The organism is Lacibacter sp. (genome assembly GCF_035299325.1).
GTDB lineage: Bacteria > Bacteroidota > Bacteroidia > Chitinophagales > Chitinophagaceae > Lacibacter.
The window spans coordinates 256,330-275,732 of the sequence record NZ_DATGWT010000040.1; the positions used below are offsets into that span (position 1 = coordinate 256,330).

At 39.7% G+C, this 19,403-nt stretch carries 19 protein-coding genes; 4 read left to right on the top strand and 15 right to left on the bottom strand.

Annotation, left to right across the window (positions count from 1 at the left end; all coding sequences use genetic code 11):
* Positions 1 to 43 precede the first annotated feature (43 nt).
* From VK159_RS21775 to VK159_RS21785, 3 genes are all read left to right on the top strand, one after another.
* Entirely contained in the window at positions 44 to 2,419 is a 2,376-nt protein-coding gene (locus tag VK159_RS21775) for a peptidase domain-containing ABC transporter (RefSeq protein WP_324232285.1), read from the top strand.
* A gap of 1 nt (position 2,420) precedes the next feature.
* Positions 2,421 to 3,719, top strand: coding sequence for an HlyD family efflux transporter periplasmic adaptor subunit (locus VK159_RS21780; RefSeq protein WP_324232286.1), 1,299 nt, complete (start codon positions 2,421 to 2,423; stop codon positions 3,717 to 3,719).
* A gap of 280 nt (positions 3,720 to 3,999) precedes the next feature.
* On the top strand, positions 4,000 to 4,263 hold the full coding sequence (locus tag VK159_RS21785; protein ID WP_324232287.1) for a hypothetical protein: 264 nt from the start codon (positions 4,000 to 4,002) through the stop codon (positions 4,261 to 4,263).
* 496 nt (positions 4,264 to 4,759) lie between these two features.
* On the opposite strand, the gene VK159_RS21790 is transcribed toward VK159_RS21785, so the two are convergent.
* From VK159_RS21790 to VK159_RS21860, 15 genes are all read right to left on the bottom strand, one after another.
* Positions 4,760 to 5,350, bottom strand: a complete 591-nt coding sequence (locus tag VK159_RS21790) for a hypothetical protein (RefSeq protein WP_324232288.1) — start codon at positions 5,348 to 5,350, stop codon at positions 4,760 to 4,762.
* 148 nt (positions 5,351 to 5,498) lie between these two features.
* Complete coding sequence (locus VK159_RS21795; RefSeq protein WP_324232289.1) at positions 5,499 to 6,257, bottom strand: hypothetical protein; 759 nt, start codon at positions 6,255 to 6,257, stop codon at positions 5,499 to 5,501.
* A 47-nt stretch (positions 6,258 to 6,304) separates the two neighbouring features.
* A complete protein-coding gene (locus VK159_RS21800) occupies positions 6,305 to 7,243 on the bottom strand; it encodes a hypothetical protein (RefSeq protein ID WP_324232290.1) in 939 nt (312 codons plus the stop codon).
* A 61-nt stretch (positions 7,244 to 7,304) separates the two neighbouring features.
* On the bottom strand, positions 7,305 to 10,619 hold the full coding sequence (locus VK159_RS21805; RefSeq protein WP_324232291.1) for a gliding motility-associated C-terminal domain-containing protein: 3,315 nt from the start codon (positions 10,617 to 10,619) through the stop codon (positions 7,305 to 7,307).
* A 57-nt stretch (positions 10,620 to 10,676) separates the two neighbouring features.
* Positions 10,677 to 11,258, bottom strand: coding sequence for a hypothetical protein (locus VK159_RS21810; RefSeq protein ID WP_324232292.1), 582 nt, complete (start codon positions 11,256 to 11,258; stop codon positions 10,677 to 10,679).
* A gap of 132 nt (positions 11,259 to 11,390) precedes the next feature.
* Complete coding sequence (locus tag VK159_RS21815; RefSeq protein WP_324232293.1) at positions 11,391 to 11,948, bottom strand: hypothetical protein; 558 nt, start codon at positions 11,946 to 11,948, stop codon at positions 11,391 to 11,393.
* A gap of 117 nt (positions 11,949 to 12,065) precedes the next feature.
* Complete coding sequence (locus tag VK159_RS21820) at positions 12,066 to 12,590, bottom strand: DUF2314 domain-containing protein (RefSeq protein ID WP_324232294.1); 525 nt, start codon at positions 12,588 to 12,590, stop codon at positions 12,066 to 12,068.
* A 39-nt stretch (positions 12,591 to 12,629) separates the two neighbouring features.
* Positions 12,630 to 12,782 carry a hypothetical protein gene (locus VK159_RS21825; protein ID WP_324232295.1) on the bottom strand — a complete coding sequence of 51 codons (153 nt, stop codon included), beginning with the start codon at positions 12,780 to 12,782 and terminating at the stop codon, positions 12,630 to 12,632.
* A gap of 50 nt (positions 12,783 to 12,832) precedes the next feature.
* Positions 12,833 to 13,840: a hypothetical protein gene (locus VK159_RS21830; RefSeq protein ID WP_324232296.1), complete on the bottom strand. Its 1,008-nt coding sequence runs from the start codon at positions 13,838 to 13,840 to the stop codon at positions 12,833 to 12,835.
* A gap of 146 nt (positions 13,841 to 13,986) precedes the next feature.
* Positions 13,987 to 14,127 (bottom strand): hypothetical protein, encoded by a 141-nt coding sequence (locus VK159_RS21835; protein ID WP_324232297.1) that lies wholly within the window; start codon positions 14,125 to 14,127, stop codon positions 13,987 to 13,989.
* 67 nt (positions 14,128 to 14,194) lie between these two features.
* Complete coding sequence (locus VK159_RS21840) at positions 14,195 to 14,320, bottom strand: hypothetical protein (protein WP_324232298.1); 126 nt, start codon at positions 14,318 to 14,320, stop codon at positions 14,195 to 14,197.
* Between the two features lie 128 nt (positions 14,321 to 14,448).
* On the bottom strand, positions 14,449 to 15,156 hold the full coding sequence (locus VK159_RS21845; RefSeq protein WP_324232299.1) for a hypothetical protein: 708 nt from the start codon (positions 15,154 to 15,156) through the stop codon (positions 14,449 to 14,451).
* A 210-nt stretch (positions 15,157 to 15,366) separates the two neighbouring features.
* Positions 15,367 to 16,332, bottom strand: a complete 966-nt coding sequence (locus VK159_RS21850) for a rhomboid family intramembrane serine protease (protein ID WP_324232300.1) — start codon at positions 16,330 to 16,332, stop codon at positions 15,367 to 15,369.
* A gap of 56 nt (positions 16,333 to 16,388) precedes the next feature.
* On the bottom strand, positions 16,389 to 16,886 hold the full coding sequence (locus tag VK159_RS21855; RefSeq protein ID WP_324232301.1) for a YfbM family protein: 498 nt from the start codon (positions 16,884 to 16,886) through the stop codon (positions 16,389 to 16,391).
* Between the two features lie 151 nt (positions 16,887 to 17,037).
* Entirely contained in the window at positions 17,038 to 17,493 is a 456-nt protein-coding gene (locus VK159_RS21860) for a lipocalin family protein (RefSeq protein ID WP_324232302.1), read from the bottom strand.
* 848 nt (positions 17,494 to 18,341) lie between these two features.
* Here VK159_RS21860 and VK159_RS21865 point away from each other — a divergent pair.
* A complete protein-coding gene (locus VK159_RS21865; RefSeq protein ID WP_324232303.1) occupies positions 18,342 to 19,358 on the top strand; it encodes an IS110 family transposase in 1,017 nt (338 codons plus the stop codon).
* Positions 19,359 to 19,403 lie beyond the last annotated feature (45 nt).

A 19,403-nucleotide genomic window follows, 5' to 3' on the forward strand; every position in this document is an offset into this window, starting at 1 on the left:
GATGAGCAACTTGCAGAGTAGTACACTTTTAAACTAAGCCACAGTGTCATTTTATTTTTTCCAACAACAAGACTCCATGGATTGCGGCCCTACCTGCCTGGCCATGGTCTGCAAACATTATCAGAAAAATGTTTCGATTCAAACACTTCGTGATAAAACACAAATCGGCAAAGAAGGTGTAAATTTATTAGGTATCAGTGAAGCTGCTGAGCAAATCGGCTTTCGAACCAACGCTGTTAAAATTACCTATCAGCAATTAACGCAAGAGGCACTGCTGCCTGCCATTTTGCATTGGAATCAAAATCATTTTGTGGTGGCGGTACCGCAACAATCAAAGGGAAATAAGTTTATTATTGCTGATCCCGCAAACGGAATAATTACCTATACGAAACAGGAATTCTTACAACATTGGATCAGTAATAAAGAAGATGGTGAAGAAGAAGGAATTGCACTTTTACTCGAACCCACACCTGCTTTTTATCAACAGGAAGACGATGCTGTCAATCAAACAACCGCTAAATCAACACTGGGCTTTCAACGTATTTTTCAATACATCTTTCCGTATAAAAAATTAGTTATCCAGCTTTTCTTAGGATTGGGCGTAGCCAGTATCCTGCAATTAATACTCCCCTTTTTAACCCAAAGCGTGGTTGATACCGGTATCCATACCGGCAACCTCCATTTTGTTTACATTGTACTGCTTGCACAGTTAGCCTTGTTTGCCGGCAGGCTCTGCATAGAGTTTGTACGCAGCTGGATCCTGTTGCACATCAGCACCCGTATCAATATTTCGATACTTACTGATTTTCTCATCAAGCTCATGCGTTTGCCGCTAGCTTATTTCGATAGTAAAAAAACGGGCGATTTGTTGCAGCGCATGAATGATCATAAACGGATTGAATCATTTCTTACAGGTTCGTCCATCAATGTATTATTTTCTCTGGTTAACCTGCTCATCTTTTCAATTGTGCTGGCCGTATTTAATACAGGTATTTTTTTTGTATTTGCCATTGCCAGTATATTGTATGGCGGGTGGGTGGTGCTGTTCTTAAAAAAACGAAAAGAACTCGACTATAAACGTTTTGAAATTGCCGCACAGGAACAGGGTGCCACCATCCAGCTCATCCAGGGCATGCAGGAAATAAAATTAGCCAATGCAGAGCGGCCCATGCGTTGGAACTGGGAACGCCTGCAGGCAAAACTTTTTCGCTACAGCGTTAAAAGTCTTTCGTTAAATCAATGGCAGCAAAGCGGTGCATTTTTCATTAACGAAGGCAAAAATATTCTCATTACGTTCTTTTCTGCTAAAGCTGTTATTGATGGGCAAATGACACTGGGCAGTATGCTGGCTGTACAATACATCATCGGTCAGTTAAACAGCCCTGTTGAACAACTTATCGGTTTTTTACAAAGCTGGCAAAATGCAAAGATCAGCATGGATCGTTTAAATGAAATTCATACCATCGATGATGAAGAGCCGGAACAACAGCATTTATTAAAAGAACTACCATTGGCTTTCCAACGCAGAATTGTCGGCGCTTCTGCTGATGTGCTGCATACAACAAATGATTTATCTGCATACAATGATCTCATGTACGCATCAGCTAACGATCCCGTACAACCGAAAAACAATGTACCTGTTAGCGGTCATATTGAAAATAGCTTTTCGCTTAATGGCAGAGAAAGCATTCAGCTCGCCAATATCAGTTTTACCTATCCGGGTGCTGGAAATGATGCGGTGTTAAAAAATATCAACCTTCAGATACCACGGGGAAAAACCACTGCTATTGTTGGTACCAGCGGAAGCGGCAAAACAACTCTACTGAAATTGTTGTTGAAATTCTATGCACCCCAACAGGGTGAAATTAAATTGGGCAACACTTCTTTTGCTAACATCAGTCATGCAGCCTGGCGATCTCATTGCGGCGTTGTCATGCAGGAGAGTTTCATTTTTTCCGATACCATTGCCCGCAACATTGCTGTCGGTGCAGATAAAATTAATATGGAGCAACTTTACCATGCAGTAACGGTTGCTAATTGTAAAGAGTTTATCGAAGAACTGCCCTTAGGCTTCAATACAAAAATCGGTGCAGAAGGCTCCGGCATCAGCATGGGTCAAAAGCAACGCATCCTCATTGCAAGAGCTGTTTACCGTGATCCCCTGTTTTTATTTTTTGATGAAGCCACCAATAGTCTTGATGCCAATAATGAAACAGTTATCATCAACAATCTCCATTCCTTTTTTAAAGGCCGCACAGTACTTATTGTTGCCCATCGTTTAAGCACGGTCAAACATGCCGACCAGATCGTGGTCATCCACAAAGGCGTCGTAACTGAATGCGGCACTCATGCACAACTCGTTGCCCTGCGTGGCGAGTATTATACCTTGGTAAAAAATCAATTAGAACTGGGGAACTGATATGCCTGCTGCATCCACCATACAACACCAGCAATTGCTGAGCAACGAAGTGCAGGAGATCATTAGTTATCAACCGCACTGGATCATTCGCAAAGGGAATCTTTTATTCTTTTTTGTATTTGTGTTCATTCTTGCAACCACCTTTTTTATTCAATACCCCGATATTATCCGGGCAAGCGGCAGGCTTGCTGCTATCGACGGGCCCAAACATGCCATAGCTCGTACCGATGGAAAAATTGAACAGCTGCTGGTGAGCAATGAAGAGAACGTGGTCGAAGGACAACCATTAGCATTTTTACAAAGCAATGCAAAACACAACGAAGTCCTGCTGTTAAACAACTGGATTACCTCATCTGAAAAAATTATCGCCGGTGACAGTTTGCAGCAATTTATCAACGCTCCCCTGCCTTTGTTTTTTTCATTGGGCGAACTACAGGCTGATTATGAACAGTTCAGGATTCAATGGAAAGAACTTCGTGATGCATTGGGTAACGGCTATTATCAAAAAAAACAACAGGCAGTGGTGGTCGATCTTAATCTATTGCAACAACAAAGAGAAGGCTTATTGGCACAAAACAGTTTACTTGATTCCGATTTTGTTTTGCAACAGCAGGAATACAAAGCCAAAGAATTACTAACATCTCAAAAAGTGTTGGCACCTTTAGAACTAAACCAGGAGAAAGGAAAACTGCTGCAAAAAAAACAAGGGCTTGAGCAAATGAACAGCCAGTTATTGAGCAATTCCATTAACAGTCATAATAAAACAAAGGAACTGCTCGAACTTGATAAATATGTATTTGATCTTAAGATTAAATTTCAGTCGGCTCTGTTTGTTTTGAAAGCAAACACGCAGGAATGGATCAAACAATTTGTGATCACAGCTCCGCAAAGCGGGCAGCTGTATTATACTGGTTTTCTGCAGGAGAATCAGTTTGTTTCCTCCGGAACAGAATTGTTTTTTGTACAGCCTCTTTCATCAAACTATTATGCAGAATTAAAAGCCGGTCAGGCAGGTATCGGTAAACTCGCATTAGATCAGAAAGTCTTATTGTATTATGATGGCTACCCTTCCGAAGAGTTTGGCTACCTGACTGGTAAACTCAGTTATATCAGCCCGCTCCCGGGAAGATCGGATAGTTTCCTGGTAAAAGTTGAGTTGCCGTCGGGTAGTCTCATCACAAACAGGGGAAAGCAGATTTATTTCAGAAACAACCTGCATGCAAAAGCCGAAGTAATAACCAATAACCGGCGTTTGATCGAACGGTTCACAGGAAAATTGTATGAAATGATAAAACGTTAATGTAACATAGCATCGATTGAGTTTACAATACAAACTGCTGAATGATGCAGAAATCTGCGGGTAATTGTTTCATCTCTTATCTTCTGAAAGCATGCAGGAAAGTCATAATAGTAAAAACCAATTGAAACCTTTATGAGGCATCAAATGCCCGCCACATGCAAAAGCACTTCCTAGCATCAGGCAGTGGTTGTTTTTTACAACCATGGTTCTGTTGTATTATTCATTACATCGAAGTATTTTCAGATTGAAATAAGTTTTTTCATACCAAAAACAAAAACCAATGAAACTAAATCCGGGTTTTGGGATTGTTCTTTCAAGAGAACAGCAAAAATTTGTTATGGGAGGTCCAATGAGCACCTGTAATGGAGAAATAGAATATGTCTGTAAATCTTCTTACACGGTGGAAGGTTGTTCCGGTTGCACCTATGCAGATCCCCCCGACTATACGTTTACAGAATGCTGGATGGCCTGCGCAAATGAAATCCCTGCAGGGGCAGAAAACTGCAAACCAAGAAACTGGTCAACAGCCTGGGCAGGATGCTAAGCATAACGGGTTCGGAAATTTATTTTCACAATTTTTAAATAGCGGAGTCCGGAACGAAAACATGCATTTATTGCTGTCATTTATTCGCCACCCTGCTCCAACTAATCGTGTAATTCTTTGGAGAGGCTGCTTTTTTTAGCCAGCCTCTTTACTTTCATAAATAAAGGCCAGTTCTTTTCTTCCTTCCTGCAATACCGGTTGCAACGCTTCATCTGCTGTTGCTGCTGCGAGTGGTATAAAGCTTCCTGTGTCCGATAACGTATTTGTCCGTCCAGCGTCTCACACAGTGGACCCCAGGTTCAATGGGAATATTACCGCTTTCTGTTCAACCCCCTATAATCGCTTTAATACATTCCAATCCTGCTTCTGAATTCTTCACGATCTCTTCTGCCAATGTATCAGGATCGGGAAGCTTATCTTAATCAGCAAGTAATTGACCTTTACGCCAGGTAATCGTCCGTTACATCATTAAAATCTATTCCACCAAATTGTTCCTTTACAAATCCACCCATTTTAGTACATTGCTTGGTGGTCTTCTTTTCTTCTTACGTTCAACATACTCTTTAATTTGGGCCGCATCGTCAGCGTTTGGTTGAAGTCTTAAATACTCTTCATAACATTCAAACATGCGGTCTGTTTCCTCGTACGAAAGACCTTCAGTTTTAAGTAAAATAGAATAGCTTTTCCCAATGAACCAATTTGCACCATAATATTGCCCGCTTTTTTTATCAAGCAAGGTCAGGGCTTTTTCAAAGCGCATAATTGCTTTCCTGTCTTGCCCGTTTTTGAAATGCCCAATGCCGCTGTACCAAATTGCTCCAACATGATTTGAATCACTGGTTAGAATTTTTTCAAGTATATTTTCAGCTTCTGAAAATTTTTTCTGTTCTATCAAAGTCAGTCCAAGTTGGCATTGGTAGATTAAATTTGTCGAATCCAATTTAATACCCTCTCTAAAAGTTTTCTCTGCCTTTTCAAACTTACCATTATTCAAAAATGCATTGCCCTTCTCTAAATAGTTGTCCTGCCCAAAACTTGTCAGGGAAGTTGCAACGAATACAAGTAGCTGTAGAATAATATTTTTCATTAACGATTAGTTTGAAAGTAGTTACTGTATATAACTTTCTGCCCGCCCGGGTTCTCACGTTAGATATCTGGGTATTTATATATGCTGAATTTCGGAATACCTGACAGCCCCTGTCGAAGTTGTGTAAATTCCCGTACTACCGGAGGGTTTATTTCAATTTACTTTTAAGGTTACATATCGAGTCAATTTTCATTCCATTCAAGGAAAGGTGAAACTCTCCACTTGTCAATTCGTTTATTGGGACTTTCTTATATTCTTCTACAAGACATTCGCAATAGACATTTATGTCGTTGGTTGAAGATATTTGTAAGTCGGATAGTTGCTTCATAAGATTTCGTCTCACCCCCTTTTCAAAATCAGGTGTCCATTGCACATCTGTTACCGAACCTGCACACTCTTGCAATCGGTATTTGTCGGTGTTTGCACCATTTTGAATTTCAATAATGATATTTGAGAATTTACCACTTTCAAATTCAGTTTGATATTTTTCAGCAAGGTCTTTATCTGCAGTCAGCTTTGTTACCACACAAACGCAATACTGCCGGCGCTGCTTTTCGTCAGGAATAATTTTTTTGCTGCCATTCATAAACTCAGCAATATCCACGTTCACCCCGTTCACATTTACAATTTCAGGAGGAAATTTAAAAGTAGCCATACTTACAAAAGCAACCAGAATGAACATAATAAAAGTCAACCCGAAATATTTCAAAAAATTCCAGGACTTTAGTTGGAATTTTTCTTTAGAGATACCACTCCCAAGAAGCCAGGCACAAAGAGTAAGCATGAGCAAAACAACTACTATAATTCCGGGGTCAAAAAAAGAGAAAAGCTGTTTGCTTGCGTTAATGTACTCTTCACCTATCCCATATATCAGCAATAATGCAAGAATAATTTTGACTATTTTCATAACACATTTTTCTATTGAGTAGCACCATGCCTCTGGTGCATTGCTGATTATTCTCCCTTTTTCTTTTTATCTTTTTTGTTTCGTTTTTCCTGGTCTTTATTTATTTTATCAACCACGTCCCTTGGAATTACTGTGAGCTGTTCTGTTTTACAGCTCCAGATATTCATATACTTTTCTGAAACAACTATATGCTGCTCCCATTTAGCAAACTTCCCATAAAGCATTAATGTGCAGATGTCCGTTGCAGTCATGAATTGTCCTGTTTCAGGCAAATGACTGTGCATAGCACCAACCGTTTGTTTTCCCTCCTCCTCTTTTGTGCCATAATAAACAGGAATTATATTCTTATGAAGCTGCTTCTTTGTAATAAGTTTATTGTTGTTATCAAAAGTCAACAAGTAGTCGTTTCCAAATATTACAACGCCACTGTTTTTTGGTCCTGTCAAAACAAAAACCTTCTTTTCCTGACCGTTGATTAATGGAATTAAGTTTAGATTGCTGTTGTTGTATGATTTAAAAAGAGTATCAGAGCCAATTTCTGCCAATGCGAGTTTTCTGATTTCATACAGGTCATTTTCTATCTCTGTAAAATTCCGCACTGTTAAATTCACATCTGCTGTCTTTGTATTATATGTACTATCAAATGAGATAGTCCCTATTATTTTTGGCTTGTCGTCTTTTGAAAAGAATACACATGTTGACACATTGCTGCTGGTATATGAAAAGTAACCGCCAACATTTTCTCTGTTTTTATAATTTTCCAAAAACAAGTCTGTTCCGTACCATGAAGCCATTTCAGATTTATACAAAAGCTTTCCCTCTGCAACAATTGGCTGAGCTTCGGCCGTCGGATTAGTTTGTCCTGAAACACTTAAACTTAAAAGCGCCAGGATAAAAGTCAATATTTTGCTCATTGTGTTGTGCGTTTTTTTTCTGTTTACCAATATTCTATCGTGGTTGAATCTGTTGGGTTTTACTTTCTGCACGCCCCGCAGATAAAATTATCTTTTCAATATCAATTTCACAAGTCAAGCCTCCTGAAAAAACTTAACGAATCAACATCACAAATCCTTTCGCTACTTGTGGCTTATTGCCTTCCAGTTGATAAGTACATTTCCATGTAAACATTCCCGGACCTTGCGGATAACTGGCCAACGTTCCATCCCATCCTTTTCCTGGTTCGGTTGTTGTAAAAACCATTTTGCCCCAACGGTTAAAAATGCTGAATTGATATTGAACAACATTACCACCAATGATGGGATAAATCACATCATTAAGATTGTCGTTGTTGGGAGTAAAGGCATTAGGAACATAAATACCAGTAAGACAATCTTTGGGAGCAACAAGAACACTATCACTTCCAACACAACCATTTTGATCGGTTACAGTAAGCCAATATAATCCCGGCTTAGTAATAGTAACATTGCTGTTTACGGAATTATTATCCCACAAATAAGAGCGAAACCCTTGCTCAGATATCAAGGTTAATTTATCGTAGGTACAAATGGATGTATCAGCTGGTAAAAAATTGGCAGGAAGAGGGAGTAACGACGTTATGCTTGTTGTATCGGAGCCAACACAACCATTATTGTCGGTTACAGTAACATAATACGCTCCCGTTTGATTCACCGCTAAGGTTCTTGCTGTACTGCCATCATTCCACAAATACGCAGCAAAGCTACCTGCATCCAACAGTTTACTGCTACCGCTACAAATGGCACTTTCAGAATTAAGACCAACCACCGGATTCCTGAATACATTCACAATACGAATCGTATCAAATGATTTACATCCCTCGACAGTAATAGCTTCAACAGAATAATTGCCTGCCGCATATGCTGTCAACTGTTGGGTGTTGCTTCCACTACTCCAGTTGTATTGCGTAAACCCTTCACCAGCATTTAACACGATACTATCTCCCTCGCAAAAACTCGTATCAGCTCCAAGATTAACTGGCGGCGAACGAAACACAGCAACCCGAACTGTATCGAAAGCAAAACAACCCGGCGTTAACTCTGCTCTAAGCAAGTAAGACGTATCAACAGTTGGATTGACAATAATGTTTTGTGTATTCGTAGCACTCACTTGATAACCGGGCGACCAGCTATAACTGATAAATCCTGCAGGCCCGTTTAACTGAAGAGTGTCATTGTTGCATTTGTTTCGATCCGGGCCAATGCTCAAAGGAATAGGAGGATGATCTTTCACAATAACAGTATCTGAATAAGATGTACCGCAACCATTAATTGCCGTAACATAATAAGTTCCGGGAGTAGTAACCGTGAAAATGGAATCAGCAGATCCATCCTGCCATTGATAAGAAGCGAAACCGCTGCCTGCTTTTAGTACAACCTGGTTGCCTGGACAAATCACTGTATCGGCTCCAATATCCAACGAATAAACTGCCGGAAGCACTTCTATGAAAATTGAATCCTTCATGAGTTGACAACCCATCAAGCTTGCATTGATATAACCCTTGCCCGGTGCATTAAAGAAAAATTTGTAAGTACTGTCGTTTAGTTTAGTTACCTGGCTCACGAAACTGCTGTCATATTCCAATGGAACAAGGCTGCCGCATGCTTTATTCTTGCCAATCGTGATCGTAACATTGTTGCCCGGGCATATGGTAGTAGCAGTTGAACGAAGAACCAACGTATCGCAATTAGAAACCACCACACAGGCAGGATCGGGATGAAGCGAAAAGTTCCATTGTTCGAATTTCTTAACCCGGCTTTCCCTGAAGATATTCGGAAGCACTGAATTAATTCGCCTGTTCGCCGGCTCAAAATTAAAATAATAAACAGTGGTGGATGAATCCTTTAACCCAATACATAAAGATGCTGTATCTGAAGTATGAATACGGTAGTAGTCAATTCGTGAACCTTGGTCGCCGGTTTTAGTACTGTCTCCCATCAATTTTATATTCAAAAAACCACCATCAGCAAGTTGCAGACTTGCCGGCTCATAGGGTATCCCTTCATTGGCATGCAGTCGCTTTCGCTGATGATAGATCTGGTCATCCCTGAACAGGCAAATAATAGTTTCAGCGTTATAACTGCTCACATAATCCAGCATTGTAAAAAGGCCACTCCCATCAGGGAACAAACTGATCTTTGTATTACAGCCATTGGCCTCCAGCCGGTTTTTAAACCCCCAGGCCTTCACAAAATTGAGGTTCTCATCCAGGTCTATTACACCCGCATGAAAAAGATCGATTGTTCCGGTAAAAGCCGGAAACTGAAAATACCGGGTGGTAGGCCCGCATAAACGATAATGCCCGTTGTTCAACTTCACCACTTGGGTACCTCTGTATAAACGGGCCAGCGATGCGTCACCTGTTTGGCTGATCGATTTGGTAAACAAGGTGTCACCATTCGTTTTATTGAGTGCTGTCACTTGAACATAGCTCTGGTTATAATAACCATTCACAAGATCAAACAACAACACGTGATCGCTATTAATAACAATGCCAAAAGGTTGTTCACTATCGTACCCGTCATAACCATTACTCCAGGAAATACTTCCATCTAAAGAGGAAACTTTTGTTACACAACTGATACCTCCCCAAAGACCGCCTGTAAAATAAATAGCACCAGTTGCCGGGTCTTCTTCAAGATCGGTTAGCGGAAAAGAATCTCCGCTGCCATTAAAACCCTGCCATAACCTCGCTTCATAAGTTTTCAGCCAAATGAGGTTTCCGTTATTATCCAGTTTGGTCAACACAAAATCGTCGTTACCGGAAATTTTGTTTTTTGTTCTCCCGGCAAGTAAGATAGAGCCATTGGCTAATTCAATTACTCTGGTATAATAGGTGTAATCGGTTCCGCCAACTTCTATACTGTCGTATAGCTTTGCCCATAGCACGTTACCTTCAATATCCGTTTTAATACAATAGCCACCGCTCTCTATCAGGTAGGGTGTGTATTCCCCAAATTCACCAGTTACAATCACGTTGCCATCTTTTGTCTTGCAGGCGTCATTTGTATAAAGTACCAGCGAATCTTGTTTCAAAAAATTTCTTCCGGAGATGGTATAGCAAATGGCATTGGTTCTGAAAGAAGTCGCTTGCTGTTGGTTATTCAACAGATAGTTTGGAACGAGTTGCTGCCCGATGGCCTGCTTTGGATTATTTTCTTTGCGAATTAGCTTTGCACCTGTAAGGGGTGCTGAAACATGATTCCTTCTGCCGGCATTTGCTGTTTCATTGGTGGATTGGATTGAATCGATCGCCCTGGCATTTTCCGTAAACGCCCTTGATCGTATTGAGTTGGGAGTTGGTTTACTGCCAGCTTGCTGTGCATCAACAGATGCATGTAACCATATACAGGTAATTAACAAGAGTAGGATTTTGGAAGTGGGCATATATTTTAGTTTCCTTGCTTCGCAGCAATGTTATCTGAAAGGGAGATTGCTTAAAAATTAAGCAGCTTTCTTTTTCCTTCCTTGCTGAGCCATCGTTAAAATAATAGGACGCAACGTCATTTTAATAAAACTGGTAGGTCGGCCACTTCTTACATAGTTCTCATTTGTTACCCGGTCGTGCATGTAAAAATCAACAATTGTTTGCCCAACTCGAGCGGGAGGATTGGATGTACGCATCGTCAATCCCGTACTTGGATCGGTGCGCAATGTGTAACCACCATCTATCCTGCTTATTTTAACCCCGGTATTGTATAGCACAAACCGGTAAACCGATGTGTCTTTGTATTTCGAATTTCCATCCTCTAAATCAGCCGGCGAAATCATCACATACTGATAACCCGTATAATTAGCTTTAAAGGCATCATCAATATCTTTTGTACCGGCTGCATGCACTTTTTCAGGGTTTCTAAGTTTGGGCAATTGCAATACCAGCAAAACATGTTTGTTAGGATCAAAATGGGGAGGAATCATTTCGGGGTTTGGTGCCCACTTAATTTTTTCCTCTTTCTCTTGAGCAAATGACGTTTTACCTGCAAATGTGGTTAAAATAAGTGCGAATAGAATGCTGGTTAGTTTCATCTTTTGGAATTAAAGAAATGAATTGGAAACGAATTAAAAAAAAGCAACCTCATAAACTTTATAAGTGTGCATAACAGAACGATAACTGTGGGAATAAAGACAATTCTCATGTGCTGATTTTCCATCTGATGGTCATTTCACTCCACCAAACACATCCCTTAAATCTATTTCTTCAATCATATAGTTTGGTCTTGGTCGAATGATTTTTTTAACAACTCTAATCCAAAAGTTTTTGTCTGAAAAATAGTGTGTCATGCTGCAGAGTTCCTGGTTGTACCCCATTGGCTTGCTCACTTTGGAAAACTGTAACCTGCCATGAATGAAGTACTTTGTTTCAGTTCCATTTAATCCCGATTTTAAAATCTGATTGATAGCGTCAATATTAACCTCAATAAACGGAAGCCCCACTTTTACAAATCTGATTTTTTCTCTTTGCTCAAAGTCATTTTCATAGAAATACTCAAGCTGTTCAGCATTGTGGCCGGGTGTTTTGGGGTTTGTGATATCTAGTGTAATAAGTCGGTCACCCTCGAGATAACCTACTTTAATCACCGTCTCATTATCACCCAATTGCTGCTTGTAAAACTCTAACGTACTTTTATTTTTTTCGTTCGTATCAATGAGCTTAAACTGACCGTTTTTGGTCAGCAAAGCATTGATATATTCTTGCCAATTATTTTGATTTTTCATATTCTGCTTGCGTAAGGTGCGCTACGATTGGCCTCGGGATTTATATATGCTGATTCACTGAATCGGTTACACGAGGCCCTGGGGCGGCCGAAAAATCACATATCACAACCAATCAACTCAATCTTCAACTTTAAAGCCCAAATCATTGTCCATTTTAATTCTCTCATCCTTGCTCAATTTATTTCGCACTGCCCGAATTGTATAACCACCCCTTAAAACATTGTTGTCTAAGTACATCCAATCGGTAATTTCATCTTTACGAACAATTACGGTGTCGCCGTATTTTACTTCAAGTGTTTTTTCAGCATCGTTATTTACAAATCCTTTATAAGTTCCATTCACCAGAATGATTCCTGCAACCCACATATGCTCCCCGCCATCATCTGGTGTCAGAAATCTTTTTTTAACTGCAAAATCAGTATAGGAAGAATTGCTACTTTCTAAAGCCTGGTCAAATTCATCTATTGTTTGTCTTGCCTTAGCGATAGCTAAATTAAATGATGGGTCTTCCGGAGTTACTGTATAAGTGTCTGAGGTTGTATCATGACCCAATTCATCTAACCCGGTTTGGTTTCCAAACTGATCGTTACCGCAACTCAGGAAAAATGGTATGATGATAAAAAAATGAATGTGTTTTCTCATTTGTATAAGGTAATTTCTTCTGTTTGCCGAAGTCTCACACTATGTACCTCGGAATTTATATGCTCCAAATCTTTCGTTTTTACTATTCAAACTCGCAATAATCGCTTTAAAACTTTCCAACCCCGCTTCTGAATTTTCAACGATCCCTTCAGCTAACGTATCAGGATCGGGCAAGTTATCTAAGTCATCCATTGATTGGTATTTGAGCCAGGCTATGTACAGACATATCATCAATTTGAAACCTAATCTGCACAAACAGAAGTTGCAAACCCCGTCTTCGAGTTAATGGGGAGCAGCGTAAGCTTTCCATTCTTCCATAAGGCAGGCACTTCAGAATAATTATTCGCTTCAATAAATGCAGTTCCCGCAACATAGGCATCCTTTCCTGATACAAATACAGAATATCCTTCACTCGATATGCTGTGTTCCATTGGAAGCAACTGGCCGTTCTTCCAGAGCGAGCACCCTCCGGTTGAAAATCCAGTTACATATACATCCTTTCCGGAAACAAATACATCGTTTGCAGACGCACTCGTAGTGCTGAGCCTGGTGGGAACCCCATTTTTCCAGACATAAGCAAAATTGCCAACAACATAATCGTCAGAAACACCGGTTGTATATACGTCATTGCCAGAAACAAAGACAGAAGTCAGTTCAGATGTTTTCGGTGATAAACTTTGGTATAGTGGTTGTTGATTCTTAAAAACAGTTTGTTCCCATTTACCGTTTACGAATATAGATCCGGTTGAAAAGAGATCCTTGTTCGATGCAAATATATTCCAGAAGAAAAGATAATCATCCGACTGATAATAGACTACTCCATTCTTCCATACTACTCCAAAGATCTTCCCGTTAATAAAAATACTACCCGACACATAAACATCTTTACCTGATATGCTCACACTAAAAGCCTGTGAATCATCACCGCCCAAATAAGTGGCAACTTTATTTTTCCATAGTGTTGCTCTGGAAGGCTTTGTAAAGGAATAGGTTGTTCCTGCCACATACACATCTTTACCTGAAACAGCAATGGATCTAGGTTCTGCCATGTCTGGCTTTCTGCTGAGATCAGTCGCCACTCCATTTACCCAAAGTTTTGCAATGGTATATGCGGAGTCTGTGCCGTAATAATGAAACTCCATGCCGGTTACATACACATTCTTTCTGGGTATAATCGGCGGCTTATCACATTGCACAAGAACAATCGCAATAGTGAAAAGACAAAGCAAATAAGTGCGGAACATTCTCATAATAAAACAACAGTTTAAAAAGAGGTTTTTGGGGCTTTGCTTGCCAAGATAGAAAGTAATGCCGGATATAGGAAGCGGAATCCACCGCTGTTGTTAGCACCTTTACTATTTTTTTAAATACCCTGTTTTATGGCACCTCTCAATGTTTAATACCAAAAAAGCTTGTAAACAACCGTCCCTCTTATCCGTTCAATTAAAACGATATCTTCTCTTTTAATTTGACTACTGTTTACAAAATCTACCAACAGGTTTTCATTATCAAATTCTTTTACTTTCAATTGTTTCATATATCCAGTTTTATTTTTTTAGCAGTAAAAAACAGGGCTGTTTTTAACAGCCCGATCAATTCATCTTCTAACGCTTCGGTTTTGAAGTATTACCCGGTTTGGGTGGCGCCGGAGGATTATTTCCCCTTCCCCCGCCGGAAGGTTTACCTGTTGTACTTGGGCCATTTGGCGGCCTGCTAACTGATTTTGCCATAAACTTATTTTTCACCAAAATTCACAAAGAGAAAACAACCGGCAAACACCAATGTAACAGCAAGCCTTTTTATGTAACAGCTATGCAAGTAACAGGAAATACAAATCGGGAAAATAAGGATGCCTCAGCTAGGCAATACCCAGCTCTTGTTTCAGTTCATTGATCTCCTCAATTTTTTGCAGGCTCAGTTGATAGGAAGATTGATGCTGAAATAATTTATCAATTTCAAAAAGACGGGTATGATACAACTCCTGGTCAAACTTCGAATCAATCGGTATCTCATGCACGTCCCTGTTTTCATCAGTTTGTAACTGCTCATGCAATACAAACTTTTTTTTCTTGCTGAACACGTAATGGAAAATATGAACGGCAAAAGAATTATGCACCCTTAACAAATAGTTACTCCCCCGTTGAATTGCTGTCAGTAGTTCATCAAAATTAATATCGTTTTTATCAAACGTTATTTTCACCTGTTCCCTGCCTCCTGATCTTGGGCGAATGGCCTTCTTCAAAAAAATATCCTTAGGTCGCTTCCTGCTATGGATGGCAAGTACATCACTTAGTCGCACCAGGTATGTTTCCGACGTATCAGCTTTTTCACCACTGCACAGTAATTCCATTGGCGCAGGATCTAAAAGCAAATCGGCAGCAGCAGCAGCAAACGCTTTCGACTGGAAACTTCCCAAAACCTTCTCAATGCCCGCATTACGACGCAACCGTTCAATCTCGAAATGAAGCAGTTCAATCTCCTCCTGTAAGGCAGCATTGATCTTCTTTTCGTTTGCTAATTTTTGTTTCAGAAACTTATTCTCTTCATCGGGAGTAAGCCGTTTCATAGTAAATGCTGTTTCTTTTTATTTCCCTCCGTCCGGAGTCTCACACAGTGGACCCCAGGATTTAAATATCCTTTATTTCTCAGACGAGTCTCCTGAAAGGGACTCGTCGTGGTTCGTTTGGTTACGCTACTGCCATGGTTCGTGTCTCACGAACCGATTATTATTCCCTCCCTGTTCGTGAGACACGAACCGGGGCGTTAACGAAAGAACCTATTCAACCGGAAGCATGTTCAAATTATCTTTCGCCCACTGGTCAGTTGAATCAAATTTTAATAGCTGGTTATAAATCTGCCTTGCTTCCCTGTACTTTTTATTCTTATGAAATTCAAACGCTTTTTCAGCCAGCTTGTGAATTTCAAGTTGTTTCAAATTAGCTTTTGCAAACACATTATCAGGATCCCTGCTTATGATCTTTTTGTATACCTCCATCGCTTCATCAGCCTTTTGATTTTTATGAAGTTCGTAAGCCTGATGAGAAAGCCATGCAGTTGAAAAAGGATTCCAGAATAGGGATGAAGTTAAAACCAGGATCACTGCAACGCCAATAAGCCATTGTTTATAAGAAGCAAACCTGGTGATAAAAGCAATCAACATCCCCCATATTATTCCCCCCACATGTGCGGCATTTCCAATTTCCCATAACTTAAACTGTGTTAATACAATGCATAGCACCAACCAAATTAAAAACAGCCTGATTGTTTTTTTATCAAGATAGGCTTTGTACGCATCATCGGATTTACCCTTGATAAGAATATACCCAAAAAGAGAATAGCCAATTCCTGACAGCCCGATTCCCGTTGAGTCAGTAAATGAAAGCTGTGTTATGGAACTCACGAATGCAGAAGATAAAATCAGCAGTACATAAAACCCTTTATTACTTTCAAATTCAATTTTCTTTCCAAAAATCCACAACCAGTAAAGGTTAAAAGCGATATGCCATATTTCAACATGTAGAAAATTGGAACTGATAAGTCCCCAATAGCTTCCATTAAAAATATCGGTGGAAGAAGGTGCGCCCCATTTCGCATAAATAGTCCAATCATCAAGCTGTTCTTCCAGGTTGATACCGATAAATAAAATAACGCTTACCAGGCAACAGATATAAGTAATTACCGGAACAAACTTTTTATAGGAATCATTGATCGTTGTTTGTGTAGCTTGTACTGTCTCGTCCATAATTATTGATTTTTCGCCCCGGATCATACGGACGAAATTAAATTTAGTTATTGACGTTAATTTATAAACGTAATAATTGCTTCATCGTTTTTAGTCGCCAGTGCATACACTTCCTTAATGGTTTCAAAATACTCAATCAGGTAATCAACTGTATCCGGGTTATCCCACACATCCGGAAAAACGCCCGCCTCCTTCATTTTACCGGCATCAAATCTTTTCTTTAGCTCATCGGTTGAAATGGTTGCAATTTGTTCATGCAGTTCTTTCACCTGTTCGGCTGTAACATACTGCCCCGGCCCGTATCCAAGATCCTGTTCTTCGTCTATCACCTGGTCGCTGAATAACACCTTCGCTAATGGATCTGTATTATTCTCAAAACTATGTCCGGTTAATAGAAAAACGATGCCGTCCCATGATTGATCGATGTCAACTAAATTGGGGTCTTCTTCGTCAGTCTCATCATTATAAATTCTGCTCTCCAGTAAAGAGCTGTCGTTTAAATAGTCTTCAAGCTCCGCTCTTGTAACCCGAAGTAAATTGGCAATCATGCTCATGTATCGAATGTTGTTGTTTAATTTTTGGAATTTCGTTCGCCCGGGGTCTCACGCAGTGGACCCCGGCATTTATATATTCTAACTCCCGGGGTCGGTTACACCAGCCCCCGGGCCGATGGAAAAAAAGCAGTTGTGAGCGGCAGCTATCTATTTAATTGATCGTTTTTTTATAAGTCATCCACTGCTGGTTGCCGCCATTTAACGTTTTAGAGTAAGTTGTTAACCGAACCCCATCATTAGAAATAATGCGCATTGTATCACCATTCAATATAAATGTGGAGGAATCTAAAACTCTATAAGGCGACCAACCTGTTGCATTTGTTGTATTAAACGTGTAAAACGCTGTATCTGTTTTACGAAATTCAACAAAATCACCTCTCTCGTTTGCGTAAACCGTCGTGTCTCTTACGCCAACACATAAAATTTTAAACATGCCTATTTCCCATTTCCCAACTATGGGATTATAAATTGTTGCCGAAGTCGGCGCTGATTGAATGTTGCCCGGAATTTTAGGAATACTGTTTGTTGCACTTGCATCAAGAGCTTCTTTACTGCAGGAATAGAAAACAATGATAATGAAACATAATCGCAGGCATAAATTTTTCATGTTGGTTTGCTTTTTTAGAGTGAAGAAGGTATAAAGTTTCATTTTAAATTCTTAGAGATCCCACTTAAATATTCATTAAAAAAATTTTCCGCCCGGGGTCTCACGCAGCAGCCCCGGTGATTTATATATTCTAACTCCCGGGGTCGGTTACACAAGACCCCGGCCGACAAAAAGTAAATAAGGAAAAAGAAGAAGGCTTTTCAGATACCGACAGTGTATTGGTTTGTGCCCTGCAAACAGTTACAAGAAAGAGAAAAATAATACAACAGCAGGACAGCAGTCTAACCATATGCAATCCTTTGAAACCAGCATGTAAATTTAAGGCTCACGACAGCTAAGCTATCCTGCTGCATCCTGCATTGCTATTTCTGCAAATCACGTAGCGCTGCTAACTTAAAAACATGTTGTCCGACTATAAAATTTTTAAAATAGCGAAGATCTGTTGATGTAGCGGAGTGTGGCCTTTATCCCCTCCTTGGAGGTAACCAAGCATTGCGAAGGTTAGGAACATAGTTCGGGGGTGGGTTCTTTTACTGGTGCAGGTCTCCCGACCTGTACCTATCCGTTACTTAATTTGGAATTGTATGATGTGGTTAGATTTGTAACGACTGGACACAGGTTAGAGACCTGCCTTTACTTTGATTTAAGATGAAATGAGATTAATTTTTCAAAGGAAAAGCAGAGGTGAACTTTGAGACTTGCTAAGTTTTTAGGCTTATCTGGCGCATTAGTCCTCTGCTTATCCCTTTGACATTGTGGTTGAAAGCATCAAATAGAATGTTAGACTTACAGGTCTATTAAAGGCTTTAATGCACTTCAACCTTTTCTTTATTGCTTAAATTAAAGTTATGAAAAAGAATTATCAGTTTTTTGTCGGAATTGATGTTTCTAAAGAGAAATTGGACTATTGTATTGTTTCTGATGCCACTTCTTCGCAGCATCAATTTGGTATTGTTTCAAATACCGAAAAAGGGATCAGGCAACTATTAGCTGCACTTAAAAAAAGTAATATTACAAAGGCTGAAACACTTTTTTGCCTGGAAAATACAGGTGTGTATTCAATGCCACTTTGTTATTGGTTACAGAAAAATCAGTTTGATTATTGGGTAGAATCGGCTTTGCAAATTAAAAGGGCTAAAGGAATCAGCAGAGGAAAGAATGACAGTGCAGATGCAAAAGACATTGCTCTATATGCTGTTGCCCATTTGCATCTTTTGAAATTATCTGTTCTTCCTGAAAATGACTTTATAGAGTTGCGGTTGCTATTGGCGGAAAGAGAAAAATTGATAAAAGCAATTGTAGCTTTTAAAGCAACAAGAGAGAATGAAAAGTTTCTTCCTGCCGTACTTTTAAAAACAACTTTAATGCACAGTAAGAAAACGGTTCAACTGCTGCGAAAACAACTACTGGCTGTAGAAAAGTCAATACAAGGCTTGATCGATAAAAACCCGGTATTTAAAACACAGGAAAAGTTATTGCTTACCGTTCCTGGTATTGGGAAACAAACCGCAGCCAATTTAATTGCAACAACAAATGCGTTTACTACGTTTAAAAACTGGCGAAAATTTGCTTGCTATTGCGGCATAGCCCCTTTTGAATACAGCTCAGGCAGCAGCATCAGAAAGAAAACAAGAGTTAGTCATTTAGCCAACAAGAAAATGAAATCTTTACTTAACATGGCTGCTCTGTCTGCTAAAAAAACAGATGCAGAATTAAAAGATTACTATGACAAAAAAGTAAAAGAAGGCAAAAACAAAATGTCGGTTCTGAATGCTATTAGATGCAAAATCGTTAGCAGAGCCTTTGCAGTAATAGATAGAAATAACCCTTTTGTTGATCTAAATAAATTTAAAGCTGCAGCCTAAAATTGTTGCGGTTTTATTTGATTATGATCATAGAATGCGCCAGTG